The organism is Streptomyces sp. NPDC041108 (assembly GCF_055592645.1).
The window spans coordinates 33,959-56,158 of record NZ_JBVIYK010000028.1 but is presented as its reverse complement, the minus strand read 5'-3'; the positions used below and the strand labels follow the sequence as shown (position 1 = coordinate 56,158).

Here is a 22,200-nt window from a genome sequence, read left to right as displayed (position 1 = left end):
ACGACGGGGGCGGGGGCGGTGATCGTGACGCTACGGCGCCGTGCGGAGCCTGGGAGCCCCAGAAACGAGGGGGCCGCCCCCTAACCCGTCGGGACCGGGGGAAGGGGTGGGGGCGGGGCCCCCGGGGTTCACCGGATGCCGAACTCGTTGCCGATGAGGCTGAGCAGTTCCTCCGTGCTCGCCGCGCTGAGGTCGCCGTCGGTGTCGTCGTCCGCCGGCGCCGCTTCGGCGGCCGCCGCGCCGCTGCCGGGTGTCTGTTCGAGCTTGGTGAGCAGGACGCGCAGGCGCAGGGCGAGGGAGGCCCGGCGGGCGGGGTCCTCGGCGGGCGTCCGCAGGGAGGTCTCCAGGGACTCCAGGGCGAGGAGGGCCGGATCGGGTGCCTGGGCGGTGGTCAGGTCCAGTCCCTGGTGCAGGAGTTCGGCCAGGCTGTTCGGGGTGGGGTGGTCGAAGACCAGGGTGGCGGGCAGCCGCAGACCGGTGAGGGCGGAGAGCCGGTTGCGCAGGTCCACGGCCATGAGGGAGTCGAAGCCCAGGTTCTGGAAGGGTTTGCCCGAGGGGACGGAGTCCGCCGAGGGCAGTCCGGCGGCGGTGGCGGCCTCCGCCCGCACCAGCTCCACCAGCGCGGCGGTGCGGTCCGTCTCGGACAGTGGCAGCAGCCGCTCCCGCAGTCCGGCCACGGGGGCGGCCGGACCGCTGCCGCCCGCCCGGGTTCCGGCGGCGAGGGAGCGCAGCAGGGCGGGTGTCGTGGGCGAGCCGGGATCGAGGGCGGAGGTGTCCAGGCGTACGGGGACGGCGACGCTCTCGCCGGTGGTGAGGGCCGCGTCGAACAGCGCCAGGCCCTCGCGGGGGTCGAGCTGGCGCAGTCCCACGCGGGCGATGCGTTTCAGGTCGCTGTCGGCGACGCCCGCCGTCATGCCCTCGCCGCGTTGCCAGGGGCCCCAGGCGAGCGACAGCGCGGGGAGTCCGGCGGCGGCCCGGCGGGCGCACAGGGCGTCGGCGAAGGCGTTGGCCGCCGCGTAGTTGGCCTGGCCCGCGCCGCCCATGGTGCCGGCGAGCGAGGAGAAGACCACGAAGGCGTCCAGGTCCCGGTCGGCGGTCAGCTCGTGCAGATGCTCCACGGCCGCCGTCTTCACCGGCAGCACGGCGTCGACCTGGGCCGGGGTGAGTGCGGTGAGTGTGGCGTCGTCGACGGTGCCGGCGGTGTGCACCACGGCCTTCAGGTCCGGCACGGTCTCCAGCAGCGCGGCCAGCGCCGCGCGGTCGGTGATGTCGCAGGCCTCGGCGCGGACGTCGGCCCCGAGGGCGGTGAGTTCGGTGAGCAGTTCCCGTGTGCCGGGCGCGTCGGCGCCCCGGCGGGAGGCCAGCAGCAGGTCCCGGACCCCGTGCCGGGTGACCAGGTGGCGGGCGGTGAGGCGGCCGAGGGTGCCGGTGGCCCCGGTGACGAGTACGGTGCCGGAGGCCGGCCAGGGGCCGGGCGTCGGGGGCTCGGCGGGGGTGAGCCGGGTCAGGCGTGGGACGCGTATCTCCTCGGCGCGCAGGGCCAGTTGGGGTTCTCCTGCGGCCTGTGCACGGGCGACGGCGTGGGGCAGGGGGGTGGTGGCGTCGGGCAGGTGGTCGACGAGCAGGACGCTGCCGGGGTTCTCCAGCTGGGCGGAGCGCGCGAGGCCCCAGACGGCGGCGGCGGCCGGGTCGGTGACGGTCTCGTGGTCGGCGGCGCGCACGGCGCCGGAGGTGCACAGGACCAGCCGGCTGCCCGCGAGGGTGGTGTCGGCGGTCCATTCCTGGAGGAGGCCGAGGACCGTGTGCACGGCGGCGCGGGCGGCGGCCGAGGTCGGTGCGGCGGGCGGCAGCGGCACGACGACCACGTCGGGGACGCGGCCGGCGGCGCGCAGGGCGTCCAGGCCGGTGTGGTGCTCGACGGCCCCGGCGGTCCGCAGCAACGGTTCGACGTGGGCGTACGCCGTCGGGTCGCCCAGGACCGCGAAGCGGCTCGGAGCGGGTTGGTCCGGCACGGCCGCGGTGGTGTCCAGGGCGGTCCACTCGGTGCGCAGCAGCCATTCGGGGCGGATGCGTGCGGTGTCGAGGCCCTCGGTGGCGGCGGTCCGCATGTGCAGGGCGGCGACGGAGGCGACGGGGCGGCCGGAGAGGTCGGTGAGTTCCACGGCCACCCGGTCCTCGGTCTCGTCGCGGACGTGCACGCGCAGCGCGGTCGCCCCCTGCGCGTGGTCGGTGACACCCCGCCAGGCGAAGGGCAGCAGCGGGCCGTCGGCGGAGGTCGCCGAGGGGCGGAAGGCGAGGGAGTGCATGGCGGCGTCGAGGAGGGCGGGGTGCACGGCGAAGCCGCCGGTGGCGGTCCCGGGCAGCCGTACCTCCGCGAAGACCTCCTCGCCGCGCCGCCAGGCGGCGGTCAGCCCGCGGAAGGCGGGGCCGTAGGTGAAGCCGTGGTCGACCAGGTCCTCGTAGAAGGTGTCCAGGTCGACGGGCTCGGCGTGCTGCGGTGGCCAGGTGGTGAGGGGCGCGGTGGCGGGTGTGCCCGGTGCCCGCGGGGTCAGGGTGCCTTCGGCGTGGGCGGTCCAGGTGCCGTCCGGTTCGGGGGTGTCGCCCGCGGTGCCGTCGGTCGCGGTGCGGGAGTGGACGGACAGGGCGCGGGCACCGGTGTCGTCGGGCGGGCCGACGGTGAGCTGGAGCTGGACGGGCGCGTCGGCCGGGATCACCAGGGGCGCGGCCAGGATGAGTTCGTCGAGGTGGTGGCAGTCGAGCTGACGGCCCGCCCACTGGGCGAGTTCGACGAATCCGGTACCGGGGAACAGGGCGGTGTCGAGGACGGCGTGGTCGGTGAGCCAGGGGTGGGCGGTCGTGGACAGTTCGCCGGTGAACAGGGTGGTGCCGTCGGCCGCCGCGGTGACACGGGCCCCGAGCAGGGGGTGACCGGTGGGGCTCAGGCCCAGCGCGGTCAGGTCTCCGGCGGTGCCGGCGGGGCGGGGGTCGGGCCAGTAGCGGGCGCGCTGGAAGGGGTAGGTGGGCAGATCGACGTGGCGGGCGCCGGAGCCGGCGAGGACGGCGGCCCAGTCGACGGGCGCACCCGCCACATGGACGCGGGCGAGGGCCACGAGCAGGTTCTCGTCCTCCGGGGCGTCCCTGCGCTGCGTGGCGGCGCACACCGTGCGGGCGGCTCCGGTGTCGAGGGCGGGGCCGGTGTCGGTGTCGTCGTCCAGGCAGCTGTGGGCGGAGCCGGTGAGGACACCGTCGGGGCCGACCTCCAGCAGGACGGTGACGCCCTCGGCGGCCAGGGTGCGCACCCCGTCGGCGAAGCGGACCGTCTCCCGTACGTGCCGGACCCAGTAGTCGGGCGAGCACGCCTGCTCGGGGGTGAGGAGTTCTCCGGTGACGTCGGAGACGACGGGGATGCGGGGCGGGCGGAGGTCGAGGCCGCCGACGACCTGGGCGAAGTCGTCCAGCATGGGTTCCATCAGCGGTGAGTGGAAGGCGTGACTGACGGTCAGGAAGGTGGCCCGGACGTCTCGTTGCGTGAAGTGGTCGCGGAGGGCGGTGAGCGCGCCGGCCGGTCCGGAGAGCACGACGGAGCCGGGAGTGTTGACGGCGGCCACGACCACGTCCGGGTGGTCCGCCAGCACCTCCGCGGCCTGCTTCTCGTCGGTGGAGACGGCGAGCATGGCCCCGCCCGCCGGCAGTCGCTGCATCAGCCGGCCGCGCGCGGCGACGAGCCGGCAGGCGTCGGGCAGGGTCAGGACGTCGGCGAGGTGCGCCGCGGTGATCTCCCCCACGGAGTGCCCCAGCAGATAGTCGGCGCGCACGCCCCAGCTCTCCAGCAGGCGGTAGAGCGCGGTCTCGAAGGCGAACAGCGCGGGCTGGGTGTACTCGGTGCGGTGCACGGCCTCCGGGTCGGGGTCGGGCGTCCCGGTGCCGAACACGATCTCGGCGAGGGGACGCGGGAGTTGCGGGTCGAGGTGGACGCACACGGCGTCGAAGGTCTCGGCGAACACCGGGTGCGCGGCGTACAGCTCCCGGCCCATGCCGAAGCGCTGGGCGCCCTGTCCGGTGAGGAGTACGGCGAGCGGGCCCTCGCGGACCGTGTCGCGCAGCAGGCCGGGCGGCAGTTCGCCCGCGGCGAGGGCGGTGAGGGCCGCGGTCGCCCCGGCGCGGTCGTGTACGACGGCGGCGGCCCGGTGGTCGAGGGCCGCGCGGGTGGTGGCGAGGGAGTGGGCGAGGTCCGCGACGTCCAGGTCCGGGTCGGCGTCCAGACGGCCGAGGAGACGGGCCGCCTGGTCGCGCAGGGCGCTCTCGTCGTGCGCGGCGACCAGGAGCGGCCAGGGGCGGGAGGCGGCGGCAGATGTCACGGGGGCGGTGCCGGCGTCCCCGGTGGTGGTGCCGGCGTGTCCTGCGGCGGTTCGGGAGGTGTGCGGGGGCGGGGGCCCGGCCATCTGCCCGGCGGTGTCCTCGGCGGGTGCCTGTTCGAGGACGACGTGGGCGTTGGTGCCGCTGATCCCGAACGACGACACGCCCGCCCGGCGCGGACGGCCCGTGTCCGGCCACGGCCGGGACGCGGCCAGCAGCTCCACCGATCCGGCCGACCAGTCGATCCGCGGCGACGGCTCGTCGACGTGGAGCGTCCTCGGCAGTGTGCCGTGGCGCAGGGCCAGTACCGTCTTGATGACGCCGCCGACTCCCGCCGCCGACATGGTGTGCCCGATGTTGGACTTCAACGAGCCGAGGTACAGGGGCCGTTCCCGGTCCTGGCCGTAGGTGGCGAGCAGGGCGTGGGCCTCGATCGGGTCGCCGAGCCGGGTGCCGGTCCCGTGCGCCTCCACGGCGTCCACGTCCGACGGCAGGCAGCCGGCGTCGGCCAGCGCCTCGCGGATGACTCGTTGCTGGGCCTGCCCGTTGGGGGCGGTGAGACCGTTGGACGCGCCGTCCTGGTTGACCGCCGAGCCGCGTACGACGGCCAGGACGGGGTGCCCGTGGCGGCGGGCGTCGGAGAGCCTTTCGACGAGCAGCAGGCCCACGCCCTCCGACCAGCCGGTGCCGTCGGCGCCCGCCGCGAACGCCTTGCACCGGCCGTCCGCCGCGAGGCCGCCCTGGCGTTCGAAGTCGGCGAACAGGGACGCGTCGGGCATCACGCAGACGCCGCCCGCCAGCGCCAGGTCGCACTGTCCGGCGCGCAGGGCCTGGACGGCGGAGTGCAGGGCCACCAGGGAGGAGGAGCAGGCGGTGTCCACGGTGACGGCCGGTCCCTCCAGGCCGAGGACGTAGGAGACCCGGCCGGAGATCACGCTCGTGGCGGTGCCGGTGACGGTGTACCCGGCCAGCTGCTCCGAGCCGGGCGGGAAGAGCAGCGAGTAGCCGAGCCCGGCGGCGCCGACGTACACGCCCGTACGGGTGCCGCGCAGGATCGTCGGGTCGATGCCGGCGCGTTCGACGGCCTCCCAGGAGGTCTCCAGGAGCAGCCGCTGCTGCGGGTCCATGGTGAGGGCCTCGCGCGGGGTGATCCCGAAGAAGCCGGGGTCGAAGCCGGCGACGTCGTCGAGGAAGCCGCCGCGCGCCGAGTCCTGGGCGCGCCAGCCCCGGTCGCGGGGAAAGCCGGTGATGCCGTCGCGGCCCTCGGTGAGCATGTCCCACAGCTCCTCGGGGCTGCTGACACCGCCGGGGAAGCGGCAGGCCATGCCGACGATCGCGAGGGGTTCGTCGTCGGCGCGCCGCCGGGCGGGGGCGGTCCCCGCCGTCGACGCGGCGGCCGGCGCGGAGGTCCCCGCGTCCTCGAACAGCTCCTCGTACAGGGCCCGCACCATGCGGCGGGGTGAGGGGTGGTCGAAGACGACGGAGACGGGCAGACGCAGTCCGGTGGCGGTGGACAGCCGGTTGCGGAAGTCCACGGCGGTGAGGGAGTCGAAGCCGAGTTCCTTGAACGGCCGGCCCACCTGGACGGTGTCGGCGTCCGCGTGCCCGAGGGACGCGGCGGCGGTGTCGCGTACGAGACGCAGCAGGGTGCGGGTGCGTTCGGTCTCGGTGAGCGGGGTGAGGCGGGCGGCCAGCGAGCCGGGCTCGGCGTCGGCCGGGGCGCCGGCGGCGGCCGTGCGGCGGGGACGGGCGGGCCGGGGCGCGGAGCCGGAGGAGGGAGCGGAGGCGGGATCCACCTGGTCGAGGCGCTGCGCCGAGGGCGCGGTGAGCAGGCCCGCGGGGTCGGCGGGGCGCAGCAGCAGGGAGTCGGCGACGGCCACCGGGGCGCCGGTGGCGTCCGCGAGCAGCAGCGCGACGGTGCGTTCGCCGGTGCGGGTCAGCCGGATCCGCAGGCGGGCGGCGCCGGTGGCGTGGAGTTCGACGCCGGACCACGAGAACGGGACGGCGGCTCCCCGGCCGTCCCCGAGGGCGTACAGGGCGTGCAGTGCGGCCTCGGACAGGGCGGGGTGCAGGCCGAAGCGGGTCGCCTCGTCGTGCTGTCCGGCGGGCAGCGCCACCTCTGCGTACACGGCGTCGTCCGTGCGCCACAGCGCGCTGAGCAGGCGGCGCTCGGGGCCGTACGAGAAGCCGTCGGCGGCCAGCCGCTCGTACAGGCCCTCGACCGGTACGGGTGCGGCGCCGGCCGGGGGCCATGCCGTCAGGTGCGGGGCGGGGGCGCCGGTGTCGACGGCGGGCCGGCCGGTCTCGGGGACGAGGGTGCCGGAGGCGTGCAGGGTCCAGGGGGCGTCCGTGCCGGGGGGCGCGGCGCAGGCGTGGACGGCGAGGGTGCGGCGGCCTGCCGTGTCCGCGCCGATCCTGACCTGGAGGCCGACGGCGCCGTCCGGCGGCAGCAACAGCGGGGTGTGCAGGGTGAGTTCCTCGACACGGCCGTATCCGACCTGGTCGCCGGCGAGGACGGCGAGTTCGACGAAGGCGGTGCCCGGCAGGACCGCCCGGTCGCCGATGCGGTACCCGGCGAGCCAGGGATGGTCGTGCGGGGCGATCCGGCCGGTCAGGACGGCGCCGTCGTCGTCGGCGAGCCGCATCAGCGCGCCCAGCAGGGGGTGGCGCAGCGGGCCGAGGCCGGCCGAGGTGACGTCGGCGCCGCGCCGGGGCCCGTCGGGCCAGTGCCGGGTGCGCTGGAAGGCGTACGTGGGCAGGTCGACCCGGTGGGCGCCGCTGCCGGCGAAGACGCGCGGCCAGTCGACGGGGGCGCCGCCGGTCCAGGCCCGGGCGAGGGCGGTGCGCAGCCGCCCGGTGCCGCCCTCACCCCGGCGCAGGGTGCCGGTGACGGTGATCTCCTGGTTGTCGCCCTCGGCGCACTGCTGGAGGGAGCTGACGAGGACGGGGTGCGGGCTGGGCTCCACGAACAGGCGGTGGCCGTCGGCGAGGAGGGCGCGGACGGCCGACTCGAAGCGGACGGGCTCACGCATGTTGCGGCACCAGTAGGCGGCGTCGAGACCGGCGGTGTCGAACGGGCCGCCGGTGACGGTCGAGTAGAACGTCACCTCCCCGCTGCGCGGTTCGAGGACGGCGAGGTCGTCCATCAGCCGGTCACTCAGCGCCTCGACGTGCGGGGAGTGACCGGGGCTTGCGGCGCCGGGAATGCGCCGGGCCTGCACGCCGTCGGCCTCGCAGGCGGCCACGAACGCGTCACAGGCGTCGGGGTCGCCGGTGAGCGCGACGGAGGCGGGGCCGTTGACGGCGGCGATCCACAGCCGGTCGGCCCAGGGGGCGAGCCGGGCCCGGACCTGGTCCTCGGGCAGCAGCACGGAGGCCATGCCGCCGCGCACGGTGAGGGTGCGCAGGGCGCGACTGCGCAGGACGACGACACGGACGGCGTCCCGGAGCGTGAGGCCCCCGGCGAGGTGGGCGGCGGCGATCTCGCCCTGCGAATGGCCGGTCACCGCGTCGGGTTCGACGCCGTACGCCTGCCAGGTCCGCGCCAGCGCCACCATCACGGTGAACAGGACGGGCTGGATGACGTCGATGCGGTCCGGGTCGACGTCGCCGGGTTCGCCGCGCAGTACGTCGAGGACGTTCCAGTCGACGAGTTCGCGCACGGCCTCGGCGCACGCGTGGGCGTGCTCGGCGAAGACCGGTTCGGTGTCGAGGAGTTCACGGGCCATGCCCAGCCACTGCGACCCCTGTCCCGGCAGCACGAACGCGGTCCGGCCGGTGGCGGCGGTGCCCTCGGCGAGGGTGTCGTGCGGGCGGCCCTCGGCGAGGGCGGTGAGGCCGTCGAGCAGGGTGCCGCGGTCGGCGGCGAGGACGGCGGCCCGCCGGTCCAGGGGGGTGCGGGTGGTGGCGAGGGAGTACGCGACGTCCGCGAGCGCGGGCTCGCCGGCGTCGTCGGGGCCGGCGCCCGTGAGATGGTCGGCGAGCCGGCGGGCCTGGGCGCGGAGCGCGGCGGTGCCGTGCGCGGACAGGACGGCGGGGAGGACAGGGGTGACGCCGGAGGCCGGGCCCTCCGCCTCGGGGGTGGATGCGGGCGCCTGTTCGAGGATGACGTGAGCGTTGGTGCCGCTGACGCCGAAGGACGAGACGGCGGCGCGGCCCGGTGTGTCGCCGTCCGGCCAGGGGCGGGGCTCGTCGAGCAGCCGGACGGTGCCGGCGGACCAGTCGACGAACGGGGTCGGGTCGTCGGCGTGCAGGGTCCTCGGCAGGACGCGTGCGCGCAGCGCGAGCACCGTCTTGATGATCCCGCCCACGCCCGCGGCTGCCTGGGTGTGCCCGATGTTGGACTTCAGGGAGCCCAGCCACAGCGGGCGCCCGGCGGGCCGGGCGGCACCGTACGTGGCGAGCAGCGCGTCGGCCTCGATGGGGTCGCCGAGCCGGGTCCCGGTGCCGTGCGCCTCGACGGCGTCGATGTCGGCGGCGGTCAGCCCGGCGTCGGCGAGGGCGTCCCTGATGACCCGCTGCTGCGAGGGGCCGTTGGGGGCGCTCAGCCCGTTGGAGGCGCCGTCCTGGTTCACCGCCGTGCCCCGGACGACCGCCAGCACCGGATGCCCGTTGCGCCGCGCGTCCGACAGCCGTTCCACGACGACGACACCGGCGCCCTCGCTCCATCCGGCGCCGTCGGCCTGGGCTCCGAACGCCTTGCAGCGGCCGTCGGGGGCGAGCGAGCCCTGCCGGGAGAGCATCACGTGCACATCGGGCGTGGCCATCACGGTGACCCCGCCGGCCAGCGCCAGATCGCACTCGCCGGCCCGCAGCGCCCGTACCGCCAGGTGCAGGGCGACCAGGGAGGACGAGCAGGCGGTGTCCACGGTGAGGGCGGGGCCCTCCAGACCGAGGACGTAGGAGATCCGGCCGGACAGCACGCTGTTGGAGACGCCGGTGGAGCCGTGGCCGTCGATACGGCCCTCCGTGCCGGTCAGGAGGGCGGCGTAGTCCTGCTGGGAGACACCGGCGAACACTCCGGTGCGGCTGCCCTTCAGGGTGCGGGTGTCGATGCCGGCGCGTTCCAGCGCCTCCCAGGAGCTTTCCAGGAGCAGCCGCTGCTGCGGGTCCATGGAGTGCGCCTCGCGCGGCGAGATCCCGAAGAACGCGGCGTCGAAGGAGGCGACGTCGTCGAGGAAGCCGCCCTCGCGGACGTAGCAGGTGCCCTCGTTCGACGGGTCGGGGTCGTAGAGGGCGGCGAGGTCCCAGCCGCGGTCGGACGGGAAGGGACCGACCGCGTCGCGGCCCTCCGCGACGAGCCGCCACAGGTCCTCGGGCGAGTGCACGCCTCCCGGGTAGCGGCAGGCCATGCCGACGACGGCGATCGGTTCGCGGGCCGCCGACTCCAGTTCGCCCAGGCGCTTGCGCGTCCGGTGCAGTTCCGCGGCGACCTGCTTGAGATAGTCGCGGAGTTCCTTGTCATCAGCCATGTGAACCGTTCACTCCTTGCCGAGTTCCGTGCGGATGAAGTCCAGCAACTCGTCGTCCGAGGCGGCGGCGAGCCGGGTGTCCACGTCGGCGGCGCCCTCCTCGCCCGGGACGCCGTCGCCGGCGCCCACGGCGGCCAGGGTCCGCAACCGGGCTGCGGTCAGCTGCCGTTCGGGGTCGGTGGGCGTCAGCTCCGCCAGGGCCGCCTCCAGTTGATCGAGGAGGGCGGGCAGCGCGGGCCGCCGCAGGGGGCCCTGCGCGCCGGCGTGGCCGGTCAGGCGCCAGTCCAGTTGTTCGGCCAGGGCGGCGGGACTGGGGTGGTCGAAGACGAGGGCGGCGGGCAGCGGCAGCCCGGTGGCGGCGGCGAGGCTGTTGCGCAGCTCCACCGCGGTCAGGGAGTCGAAGCCGGCCTCGCGGAACGACCGGCGCGGGTCGAGGCTGTCGGGCGAGGGGTAGTCGAGGACGGCGGCCGCCCGCGACCGGACCAGGTCCAGCAGGGTCCGGGCCCGCTCGGCGTCGGGCAGCGCGGCCAGCCGCTCGGCGTGACCCCCGTCGGCCGGCGCGGCGTCCGGCTGGGCGCCACCGGGGTCGTCCCACCGGGTCCGGGACCGTGGAACCGGCCCCGTCCCGCCCCGCGGGACCAGGTCGCGCAGGGCCGGGGGCAGCGTCCCCGCCGCCGCGCGGTCCCTCAGCACGGCCGGATCGGTCCGCAGGGGCACGAGCACGGCCTCCTCGCCCGCCCACGCCCGGTCGAACAGGGCGAGTCCGCGTTCCGCGTCGAGCGGCAGCACGCCGGCCCTGGCGAGCCGGCGAAGGTCGACGTCGGCGAGCCGGCCGCCCATGCCGCCTCCGGTGGCCCACAGGCCCCAGGCCAGCGAGGTCGCGGGCAGTCCCTGGGCCCGGCGACGGCCAGCGAGGGCGTCCAGGTAGGCGTTCGCGGCGGCGTAGTTGGCCTGTCCGGCGCCGCCGAGGGTGCCGACGGCCGAGGAGAAGAGCACGAAGTGCGACAGGTCCGCGTCGCGGGTCAGCTCGTGGAGGTGGTGCGCTGCGTCGGCCTTGGGTGCGAGGACGGTGTCGACCCGCTCGGGGGTGAGCGCCGTGATCACCCCGTCGTCCACGACACCGGCCGTGTGGACCACGCCCGTCAGGGGCCGGTCCGCGGGAATCTCGGCGAGGACCGCGGTGAGCGCCTCGCGGTCGGACACGTCGCAGGCGGCGAACACCGCCCGGGCGCCTTGTCGTTCGAGGTCGGCGGCGAGCACGTCCGCCCCCGGGGCTTCGGCGCCGCGCCGGCTGACCAGCAGCAGGTCGCGTACACCGTGGACGGCGGCCAGGTGCCGGGCGACGAGTCCGCCCAGCTCACCGGTGCCGCCGGTGACGAGCACGGTTCCGTGCTCACGGGCTGCCGAGGGCGACGAGGAGGGGGAGCCGGCCGGCAGGGCCGCGGCCGGAGCGAGCCGGGGGACGAACATCTCCCCGCCCCGCACGGCGACCTGCGTCTCCCCGTGGGCCAGCGCCGTGGCCACGGCGGTCGCCAGGGCGGGCGCGTCGGTGCCGTCGTCCTCCAGGTCGACGAGGACGAACCTGTCGGGACGCTCGGCCTGGAGCGACCGCAGCAGCCCCCATGCCGCCGCCTCCGCCGGGTCGCCGGTGGTCGCGCCGCCCGTCACGATCACCACACGGCGGTCCGCCGAACGCTCCTGGGCGAGCAGTTCCTGCACGTGGGCGAGCGTGTCGTGCGCGGCGTGGCGTACGGCGTCGGGGCCGTCGCCCCCTCCCCCGCTGCCGCGCACGCCGTCGAGGACCCGCACGACCAGCTCGGTTCCCTCCCCGACGGACTCCGGGCGGGCGTGCACCTCGACCGTGTTCCCGGGGTGCAGCGCCAGAGCCTTGGCCAGGGTCCCGGCCCGTCCGTCCGGCTGCCCGAGAACCGCCCAGCGCACCGTGGGCGGAGTGACGCTCCGTATGGGCTGCCAGGTCGTGGTGAAGAGGCTGCCGGCCGTGAGGAGGTCTTCGGCCGCGTCCGACCGTTCGGCGGGATCGTGGTCCACCGGCTCCTGCCGGGTCGTCTCCAGCCAGTAGGCACCCCGCTGGAAGGCGTACGTCGGCAGCTCCACCCGGTGTGCGCCGGTCCCGGCCAGGAACGCCGGCCAGTCCACACCGGCCGACCGCACATGCAGCCGCCCGAGCGCGGTGACCAGGGAACGCACCTCGCCCCGGCCCTTGCGCAGGGCGGCGAGCGCGAGGAGGTCGGGCACGGTGTCCTGGACGAGGCCGACGAGGGATCCGTCGGGGCCGACCTCCAGCACCGTGCTCACATCCTGCGCCCGCAACGCCCGTACCCCGTCGGCGAACCGGACCGTGGCCCGCACATGCCGAACCCAGTACTCAGGCGTCGACAGCTCCGGACCCGCCACCTCACCCGTCACGTTCGACACCACCGGAATCGACGCCTCACCGAACGCCACCCCCGCCAGCACCCCGGCGAAATCCTCCAGCATCGGCTCCATCAACACCGAATGGAAAGCGTGACTGACCGCCAACCGCTTCACCCGCCGCCCCTCAGCCAGGAAACGGTCGACCACCTCACGAACGGCATCCTCCGCACCCGAAAGCACCAACGACGACGGACCGTTCACAGCAGCCACCGACACACCGCTCACCGGGGCGATCTCCGACTCCCGCGCCTCCACCGCCCACATCACGCCACCCGATGCCAACGCACCCATCAACCCCGCACGCGCCGCAACCACCCGACACGCATCCCCCAACGACCACACACCCGCCACATGAGCCGCCACCAACTCACCCAGCGAATGCCCCATCACCACATCAGCCCGCACCCCCCACGACACCAACAACCGGAACAACGCCACCTCCACCGCGAACAACGCCGGCTGAGCCCACCCCGTCGACTCCAACTCCTCCGCAAGACCGTCGAACACAACCTCTCGCAACGAATCCGGCAACAGCCCGTCAAACCCCGCGCACACCTCGTCGAACGCCTCCGCGAACACCGGAAACGCCTCGTACAGACCACGCCCCATACCGACCCGCTGCGCACCCTGCCCCGAGAACACCACCGCCAGCCCGCCGCCCGACGGTTCGTCGGTGGTGGCGGCGCCGTTCTCCGCCAGGTCGGTGAGGGCCTGGTGGAGCTGGGCGTGGTCGCCGGCGGTCAGGACGGTGGCGGTGGGCAGCACGGCCCGGGTGGTGGCGAGGGAGAGGGCGAGATCGGGCAGCCCGAGGTCGGGGCGGCCGGCCAGGAACGCGGCGTACCGGGCGGCCTGGGCGCGCAGGGACGTGTCGTCCTGGGCGGAGAGGACGAGCGGCATGACTGCGGGCCGGGGGGAGCCGGTCCGCGAGGCGTCCGGTTCCGGACCGTCCCCCGCCGGACGCTCGGGGGCGACCGACCGGGCAGTCGTCCCGGCCTGTTCGAGGATGACGTGGGCGTTGGTGCCGCTGATCCCGAACGACGACACCCCGGCCCGGCGCGGACGATCCGCCTGCGGCCACTGCCGTGTTTCCGTCAGCAGTTCCACCGCGCCCGCCGACCAGTCCACCTCGGGCGTGGGCGCGTCCACGTGCAGAGTGCGCGGCAGCACCCCGTGCCGCAGCGCCATGACGGTCTTGATGACGCCACCGACGCCGGCGGCGGCCTGCGTGTGACCGAGATTCGACTTCAACGAGCCCAGATACAAGGGCCGTTCACGGTCCTGTCCGTATGCCGCGAGCAGCGCGTGGGCCTCGATCGGGTCGCCGAGCCGGGTCCCCGTGCCGTGCGCCTCGACGGCGTCCACCTCGGACGGCGACAGTCCCGCGCTCGCCAGCGCGTCCCGAATCACCCGCTGCTGCGACGGGCCGCTGGGCGCGGTGAGACCGTTCGACGCACCGTCCTGGTTCACCGCCGAACCGCGGACGACGGCCAGCACCGGATGTCCGTTGCGCCGCGCGTCCGACAGCCGCTCGACCACCAGCACGCCCACACCCTCCGCGAGGGCGAAGCCGTCGGCGGCGGCGGCGAAGGACTTGCTGCGGCCGTCGCGGGCGAGGGCCTGCTGACGGCTGAAGCCGACGAAGGAGGCGGGCTCGGACATCACGGTGGCACCGCCCGCGAGGGCGAGGTCGCACTCCCCCGCCCGCAGGGCCTGGACGGCGAGGTGCAGGGCGACCAGGGAGGAGGAGCAGGCCGTGTCGACGGTGACCGCCGGGCCCTCCAGACCGAGCGTGTACGCGATCCGGCCGGAGGCGACGCTGGCTGCGGCACCGGTGGCGAAGTAGCCCTCGACGTCGGTGGCCGCGTCCAGCAGCCGTGCGGTGTGGCCCTGTTCGCTGACGCCGACGTAGACGCCCGTACGGCTGCCGCGCAGGGTCGACGGGTCGATGGCGGCGCGTTCCAGCGCCTCCCAGGAGGTCTCCAGGAGCAGCCGCTGCTGCGGGTCCATCGCGGGGGCCTCGCGCGGTGAGATCCGGAAGAACGCCGGGTCGAACAGGGTGGCGTCGGTGAGGAAGCCGCCCCGGTCGACGTAGCTGGACTCCGCGGTGGTCTCCTCGGGGTCGTGCAGGCGGTGCAGGGGCCAGCCCCGGTCCGTGGGGAAGGAGCCGGTGAGGTCCGCCTCCTGTTCGAGGGCCCGCCACAGGTCGTCGGGGGAGCCGATGCCGCCGGGGAAGCGGCAGCCCATCGCGACGACGGCGACGGGGTCGTCGCGGTCGGCGGCGGCCCTGACCACCACGGCAGCGGGACGTTCCTGTGCGCCGAGGAGCTTCTCCCCGAGGAACACCGCGAGGGCGTTCACGGTCGGGTGGTCGAAGACGAGTGTGCTGGGCAGCCGGACGCCGGCGACGGCGGCGAGCCGGTTGCGCAGGTCGACGGCGGTGAGGGAGTCGAATCCCAGGTCCTTCAGGGCCCGCCCGGGATCCACGGCCTCGGGGTCCGGGTGGCCGAGTACGGCGGCGGCGTGTTCGCGCACCAGGTCGCGCAGGGCGCGGGTGCGGGCCGGGCCGTCGAGTCCGGCGAGGCGACGGGCGAGGTCCGAGGCCGGGGCGGTGGCGGTGGCCGTCGTCTCGGGGACGGCGGGTCGTGCCTCGGGGATGTCGTCCAGCAGATGGCTGGCCCGGCCGGTGGTGAAGACCTCGGCGAACCGTTCCCAGTCGACGTCGGCCAGGATCACCGAGGTCTCGCCGTCGGCGAGGACGGTGCGCAGACCGGCGATCGCCGTGTCGGGGTCGATGACGGGCAGGCCGGTGGCGCGGAGCTGGTCGTAGATGGTGTCGGAGACCATGCCTCCGCCCGACCAGGGTCCCCAGGCGACGGACAGGGTGGGCACGCCGTCGGCGCTGCGCCGCTCGGCGCGGGCGTCGAGCACCGCGTTGCCCGCCGCGTAGACGGCGTGGTCGCCGGCGCCCCAGACGGCCGTGATGGAGGAGAAGTAGACGACTGCGTCCAACTGGGCGGGGTCCATGACGGCTTCGAGGTTCTCGATGCCCGCGACCTTGGCGCCAAGGACGGTGACCAGGTCGTCGAAGGGGGCCTCGGCGACGGGTCCGAGCACGCCCACGCCGGCGGCGTGCACGACGGCCCGGACCGGGTCGCCGTCGCGCTCGACCCCGGCGAGGGCGTCGGCCAGGGCGGCGCGGTCCATGGTGTCGCAGGCGAGGAGGGTGACCCGTACGCCGGTCTCCTCCAGTTCGGTGCGCAGTGCGTCGGCGCCGGGCGAGGCGGCTCCCCTCCTGCTGAGCAGGACGAGGTGCTCGGCGCCGTCGCGGGCGAGCCAGCGGGCGACGTGGGCGCCGAGGGCGCCGGTACCGCCGGTGATCAGTACGGTGCCGCGCGGGGTCCAGCCCGGGTGCCGGTGCGCCGGGGCGGTGGCGTGGACGAGGCGGCGGGCGTAGGTGCCGGTGGCGCGTACGGCGACCTGGTCCTCGCCGTCGGTCGCGGTGAGGACGGCGAGGAGGCGGTCCGCCGCGGCCCGGTCGACGGTGGCCGGCAGGTCGATGGAACCGCCCCAGTGGCGCGGCAGTTCGACGGCGGCGGACCTGCCCAGCGCCCACACGGCGGCCTGTGCCGGGTCGGCGGGACCGGCGTCGTCGGCGGTGCCGACGGCGCCCCGGGTCAGGGACCACAGCGGGGCGGCGGTCCCCGTCGCGACGAGGGCCCGCAGCAGGGTGAGGGTGGTGGCGAGGCCGGTGGGCACGACGGCACCGGCGGGGTGGGGGGTGGTGTCGGCACCGGTGAGGGTGACCGCGGCCGTCGGTGCGATCTGCCGGATCCGGGCGGCGAGCGTGTCGACGTCGTCGTCCGGTGCGACGGTCAGGACGACGGCGTGCTCGGCGCGTTCCCGTACGGCGTCGGCGGCCGCGACGAGCGCGGGGTCGTCGCGCAGCGCCTCGGGCAGGGCGATCAGCCAGGTGCCCGGGAGGACGGCGGGCGCCGCGGGCGGGTCCACGGGCCGCCAGTCGACGGTGTAGCGCCAGGCGTCGACCGTGCCGCGCTCGCGCCGGTCGCGGCGCCAGGAGGAGAGCGCCGGCAGGACCGTACGCAGCGCGGGTTCGTCGGCGGGCAGGGCCAGGGCGGTGGCGACGGCGGTCATGTCCTGTTCCTCCACGGCCTGCCAGAACTGCTCGTGCGCCGGATCGGCCACGGCGGCGCCCGGCAGTGTCCGCGGCCAGTGCCGGCGGCGCTGGAAGGCGTACGTCGGCAGGTCGACGGAAGCGCCGGGCGCCGCGGGGCCGTGACCGGCGTAGGCGGGCGTCCAGTCCACGGGTACGCCGCCGACGGCGAGTTCGGCGAGGGAGGCGTACATCCGGGCGAGGCCGCCCTCGCCGCGGCGCAGTGTCGCGACGACGAGTGGTTCCTTGTCCGTGGTCTCGACGGTCTGGGCGAGGGGGGCCGTGAGCACCGGGTGGGGGCTGATCTCGACGAAGACGTGGTGCCCGGCCTCGACCAGGCTCCGCACCGCGGGTTCGAGCCGGACCGTGGACCGCAGGTTGCGGTACCAGTACTCGGCGTCCAGCCCGGTGGTGTCGAGCCGGCCGGCGGTGACGGTGGAGTGGAAGGGGATCCGGGAGGCGGCGGGCGTCACCTCGCCCAGCAGGGTGAGGAGTTCGTCGTGGAGCGCTTCGACGTGGACGCTGTGGGAGGCGTAGTCCACCTCGACGCGCCGGGCACGGGCTCCGCGCGCCTCGGCCTCGGCGATCACCTGGTCCAGGTCCTGCGGGGTGCCGGCCACCACGACGGAGGACGGGCCGTTGACGGCGGCCACCTCCACGCGTCCGTCGGCCAGCGGCGACAGGGCGCGCACCTCGTCGGCGGAGAGCTGTACGGAGGCCATGCCCCCCTGGCCGGAGAGGGCGAGGAGCGCCTTCGAGCGGAGGGCCACCACGCGGGCGCCGTCCTCCGGGGACAGCGCCCCGGCCACGACCGCCGCCGCGATCTCGCCCTGGGAGTGGCCCACGACGGCGGCGGGCTCGACGCCGTACGACCGCCAGAGTTCCGCCAGCGACACCATCACCGCCCACAGCACCGGCTGGACCACGTCCACCCGGGTCAACTCGCTTCCCGAGGAGAGGACTTCGGTCAGCGACCAGTCCACGTACGGCGACAGCGCCCGCTCGCACTCCGCCATCCGGGCCGCGAACACGGGTGACGTCCGCAGCAGTTCCACCGCCATGCCGGCCCACTGCGATCCCTGTCCCGGGAAGACGAACACCGGGCCCCGGCCGGCCGGGGCGGCCGTGCCGGTGACGACCGTCGGTGCGGTGGCCGTGCCGTCGGCGAGGGCGCGGACGCCGGCCAGCAGGCCGGCGCGGTCGGTGCCGAGGACGACCGCGCGGTGCGGGAGGAGCGCGCGGCCGCCGAGGAGGGCCCGGCCGACGGCGGTGGGGGCGGCGTCGACGCGGTCCAGGTGGTCGGCGAGGCGGGCGGCCTGGGCACGCAGGGCGTCGGGGGTGTGCCCGGAGAGGAGCCAGGGGCGGACGGCGGAGGCGTCGCCGTCCTCGACGGCCGCCTCGTCGCCGGGCGTCCCGGCCGGGGTGTGTTCGAGGACGACGTGGGCGTTGGTGCCACTCATCCCGAAGGACGACACCCCGGCCCGGCGTGGTCCTTCCGTCCGCGGCCAGGGCCGGTTCTCCGTCAGGAGCCGTACGGTGCCGGCGGACCAGTCGACCTGCCGGGTGGGCTCGTCCACGTGCAGGGTGCGGGGCAGTACGCCCTCGCGGAGCGCCATCACGGTCTTGATCACACCGCCGACCCCGGCCGCCGCCATGCTGTGGCCGATGTTGGACTTCAACGAGCCGAGCCAGAGCGGCTGTTCACGGTCCTGTCCGTAGGTCGCCAGTACCGCCTGTGCCTCGATGGGGTCGCCGAGCCGGGTACCGGTGCCGTGGGCCTCCACCGCGTCCACGTCGGACGGCGCGAGCCCGGCGTTCGCCAACGCCTCCTGGATCACCCGCTGCTGGGACGGGCCGTTGGGTGCGGTCAGGCCGTTCGACGCCCCGTCCTGGTTCACCGCCGAGCCGCGGACGACCGCCAGTACCCGGCGTCCGTTGCGGCGGGCGTCGGACAGGCGCTCCAGGACGAGAACGCCCGCGCCCTCGGCCCATCCGGTGCCGTCGGCGGACTCCGCGAACGCCTTGCACCGGCCGTCCCCCGCGAGACCGCCCTGCCGGGCGAACTCCAGGAAGCCGCCGAGGGTGTTCATGACGGTGACGCCGCCCGCGAGGGCGAGGTCGCACTCCCCCGCCCGCAGCGCCTGGCCCGCGAGATGCAGGGCGACCAGGGAGGAGGAGCAGGCCGTGTCGACGGTGAGCGCCGGGCCCTCCAGACCGAGGACGTAGGACACCCGGCCGGAGACGACGCTGCCCGCCGTGCCGGTCATCACATGGCCCTCGGTCTCGGGCGTGGCGGCCAGCACCTCGGCGTAGTCGGACCCGGCGATCCCGGCGAAGACGCCGGTACGGCTGCCGCGCAGCCGGGCGGGGTCGACGCCGGCCCGTTCGATCGCCTCCCAGGAGGTCTCCAGAAGCAGCCGCTGCTGCGGGTCCATCGCGAGGGCCTCGCGGGGCGAGATGCCGAAGAAGTCGGCGTCGAACTCGGCGGCGTCGTGGAGGAAGCCGCCGGTGCCGGGGGTGCCGTCGGCGGCCCGGCGCAGGGAGGTCAGGTCCCAGCCCCGGTCGCGGGGGAAGGCGGAGACGGCGTCGCGGCCCTCGACGACCAGCTGCCACAGCTCCTCGGGGGTGGTGACACCGCCGGGGTAGCGGCAGGCCATGCCGACGACGGCGAGGGGTTCGTCCGCGGCGGCACGGGCGCGGACGGTGGCCCGGTGGCCGGTCCGCTCGCCGTTGAGGTGGGCGACGACCCGGTCCGGGGTGGGGTGGTCGAAGACCAGGGTGGCGGGCAGCGGCAGCCCGGTCTCCTCCGCGAGGCGGTCGCGGAACCGTACGGCGGAGAGCGAGTCGAAGCCGAGTTCCTTGAAGGAGTGGTCCGGCGGTACGGCGTCGAGGGTGGGGTGGCCGAGGACGGCGGCGGCGACGGCACGGACCAGGTCCACGTCGAAGACGCGGCCGGGCTCGGCGGGTCCGGCGGCCGTGACGACGGGTGGCGGCGCGGCCAGCAGCGGCAGACCGGTCCCGGCGGTGGCCGGCAGCCAGTGGCGGGTGCGTTGGAAGGGGTATGTGGGCAGGTCGGCGTGGACGCCCTCGGGGGCGCCCGCGTCGGTGTTCCCGCCGGTGCCGTGGACGGCCGTCCAGTCGACGGCGACGCCCCGGACGTGCAGTTCACCGAGGGCGGTCAGCAGGGCGGTCGGTTCGTGGTGGCCGTGCGGGAGGGACGGCACGAAGGCGGTGCCGCCGTCGGGCAGGCAGTCGCGTGCCAGCACGCTCAGGGCGCCCCCGGGACCCAGCTCCAGGCAGGCGGCCGTACCGAGTTCACCCAGCAGACGGACACCGTCGTGGAAGCGGACGGCCTCCCGGACGTGCCGTACCCAGTAGTCGGGCGACCGGAGCTGCTCCTCGCCGGCGAGCCGGCCGGTGACGTTGGAGACGAGGGGGATCCGCGGCGCGTGGAAGGTGAGGCCCTCGGCGACCGCGCGGAACCGGTCCAGCACGGGTTCCGTCAGCGGGGAGTGGAAGGCGTGGCTGACCTTGAGGCGCCGGGTCCGCAGGCCGCGCTCCGCGCAGAGGGCGGCCAGGGCGTCGACCGCGACGGCGGGCCCGGACAGCACGGTGGCGCGGGGGCCGTTGACGGCGGCCACGGCGAGCCGGTCCGTGGCGCCGGCGGCGTCGAGGAGGGCGGGGACGTCGTCCTCGGCCGTCTCCACGGCGAGCATGGCGCCGCCCTCGGGCAGGGACTCCATCAGGGTGGCGCGGGCGGCGACCAGGGTGCACGCGTCGTCGAGGCAGAGCACTCCGGCGGCGTGCGCGGCGGCCAGTTCTCCGATGGAGTGGCCGAGCAGATGGTCGGGGGTCAGCCCCCAGTGGGCGAGGAGCCGGAACAGGGCGACCTCGAAGGCGAACAGGGCTGTCTGGGTGTAGGCGGTGCGCCCGAGCAGTTCCTCGGAGGCGAGGGCGTCGGCGAGGGGCCGGTCCAGGTGCGGGTCGATCCGTGCGCACACCGCGTCGAACGCCTCGGCGAACACCGGGTGGGCGGCGTGCAGTTCGCGGCCCATGCCGACGCGTTGGGCGCCCTGCCCGGTGAAGAGGAAGGCCAGCGTTCCGGCCGGGCCGGGCGTGCCGCGCACCACCCGGGCGTCCGGGGTGCCGTGGGCGAGGGCGTCGAGGGCGGCGGGCAGGTCCGTGGCGCCGGCGCCCACCACGACGGCCCGGTGCGTGAAGCGGGGGCGGCGGGCCGCGAGGGCCCGGGCCACGGCCCGCGGCGCGGGGGCCGTGCCGGGGCCGGCCGCCCCGGGGTCCTCGCCATGACCGATGTGGTCCCGCAGCCGTGCCGCCTGCGCCCGCAGGGCGTCCGGGGTACGGGCGGAGAGAAGGAACGCCACCGGAGCGTCCCCGGTGGGCTCCTCCGGCCCGTCCGCGGCCGAGGCGGGCGCGGGGGGTGCCTGTTCCAGGACGACATGGGCGTTGGTGCCGCTGATCCCGAACGAGGACACGGCCGCCCGGCGCGGCCGTCCCGTCTCCGGCCACTCCCGGGGTTCCGTGAGGAGTTCCACGGTGCCCGTCGACCAGTCCGCCTCGGGCGTGGGCTCCTCGACGTGCAGGGTGCGGGGCAGCATCCCGTGGCGCAGCGCCAGGACCGTCTTGATGACACCGCCGACCCCGGACGCGGCCTGCGCATGGCCGATGTTGGACTTCAACGAGCCCAGATACAGCGGCTGTTCACGGTCCTGCCCGTACGTGGCGAGCAGGGCCTGTGCCTCCACGGGGTCGCCGAGACGGGTGCCGGTGCCGTGGGCCTCGACGGCGTCGACCTGTGCGGGGCCGAGGCCGGCGTCGGCGAGGGCGGCGCGGATCACGCGCTGCTGGGAGGGGCCGTTGGGGGCGGTGAGGCCGTTCGACGCCCCGTCCTGGTTCACCGCCGAGCCGCGGACGACCGCCAGCACCCGGTGTCCGGCCCGCTGCGCGTCCGAGAGGCGCTCCAGGACCAGGACACCCACGCCCTCGGCCCATCCGGTGCCGTCCGCCGCGCTGGAGAAGGACTTGCAGCGCCCGTCCCCGGCGAGGCCCCCTTGCAGCAGGAACTCCTCGTACAGCCCCGGCCTCGCCATCACGGTGGCGCCCGCGGCCAGGGCGAAGGAGCACTCACCGGCGCGCAGGGCGCGTACCGCGAGATGGAGCGCCACCAGGGAGGAGGAGCAGGCGGTGTCGACGGTGAGCGCCGGGCCCTCCAGGCCGTAGAAGTAGGCGAGCCGGCCGGAGGCGACGCTGCTGGTGGTGCCGGTGAGGACGTGGCCGCGGACCTCACGCAGCGCCTCGTCGTCCCCGGGGCCGTACTTCTGGTCGGTCATGCCGACGAAGACGCCCCCGTCGGTGCCCTTGAGAGCGGCCGGGTCGAGGCCGGAGCGTTCGATCGCCTCCCAGGTGGTCTCCAGCAGCAGCCGCTGCTGCGGGTCCATCGCGAGGGCCTCACGCGGGGAGACGCCGAAGAACTCGGCGTCGAAGTCGGCCGCCCCGTGGAGGAAGCCGCCTTCGAGCCGCGCCCCGGCCTCGGCGAGCGCGTCGGTGCGCCAGCCCCGGTCGGCCGGGAAGGCGCCGATGGCGTCGCGGCCCTCGTGGACCAGGTCCCACAGGGCCTCGGGGGTGTCGGCCCCGCCGGGGAAGCGGCAGGCCATCGCCACGATCGCCACGGGCTCCCGCCGGCCCGCCTCCAGTTCGCGGAGCCGGCCTCGGGTGCGCTGGAGGTCGGCGGTCACCCGCTTGAGGTAG

The 22,200-nt window shown here is 75.8% G+C and carries 1 protein-coding gene and 1 pseudogene; both read right to left on the bottom strand.

Annotated features, from left to right (window positions below):
- Positions 1-128 precede the first annotated feature (128 nt).
- Positions 129-9,827 carry a type I polyketide synthase gene (locus tag ACZ6BB_RS39640; protein WP_471619957.1) on the bottom strand — a complete coding sequence of 3,233 codons (9,699 nt, stop codon included), beginning with the start codon at positions 9,825-9,827 and terminating at the stop codon, positions 129-131.
- A 9-nt stretch (positions 9,828-9,836) separates the two neighbouring features.
- Positions 9,837-22,184 (bottom strand): annotated as a pseudogene (locus tag ACZ6BB_RS39635) (type I polyketide synthase); the annotation flags it as partial.
- Between the last annotated feature and the right edge of the window lie 16 nt (positions 22,185-22,200).

Coding starts and splice junctions, on each gene's coding strand:
- ACZ6BB_RS39640 (WP_471619957.1), bottom strand. CDS start 9,827: ATGGCTGATGACAAGGAACTCCGCGACTATCTCAAGCAGGTCGCCGCG.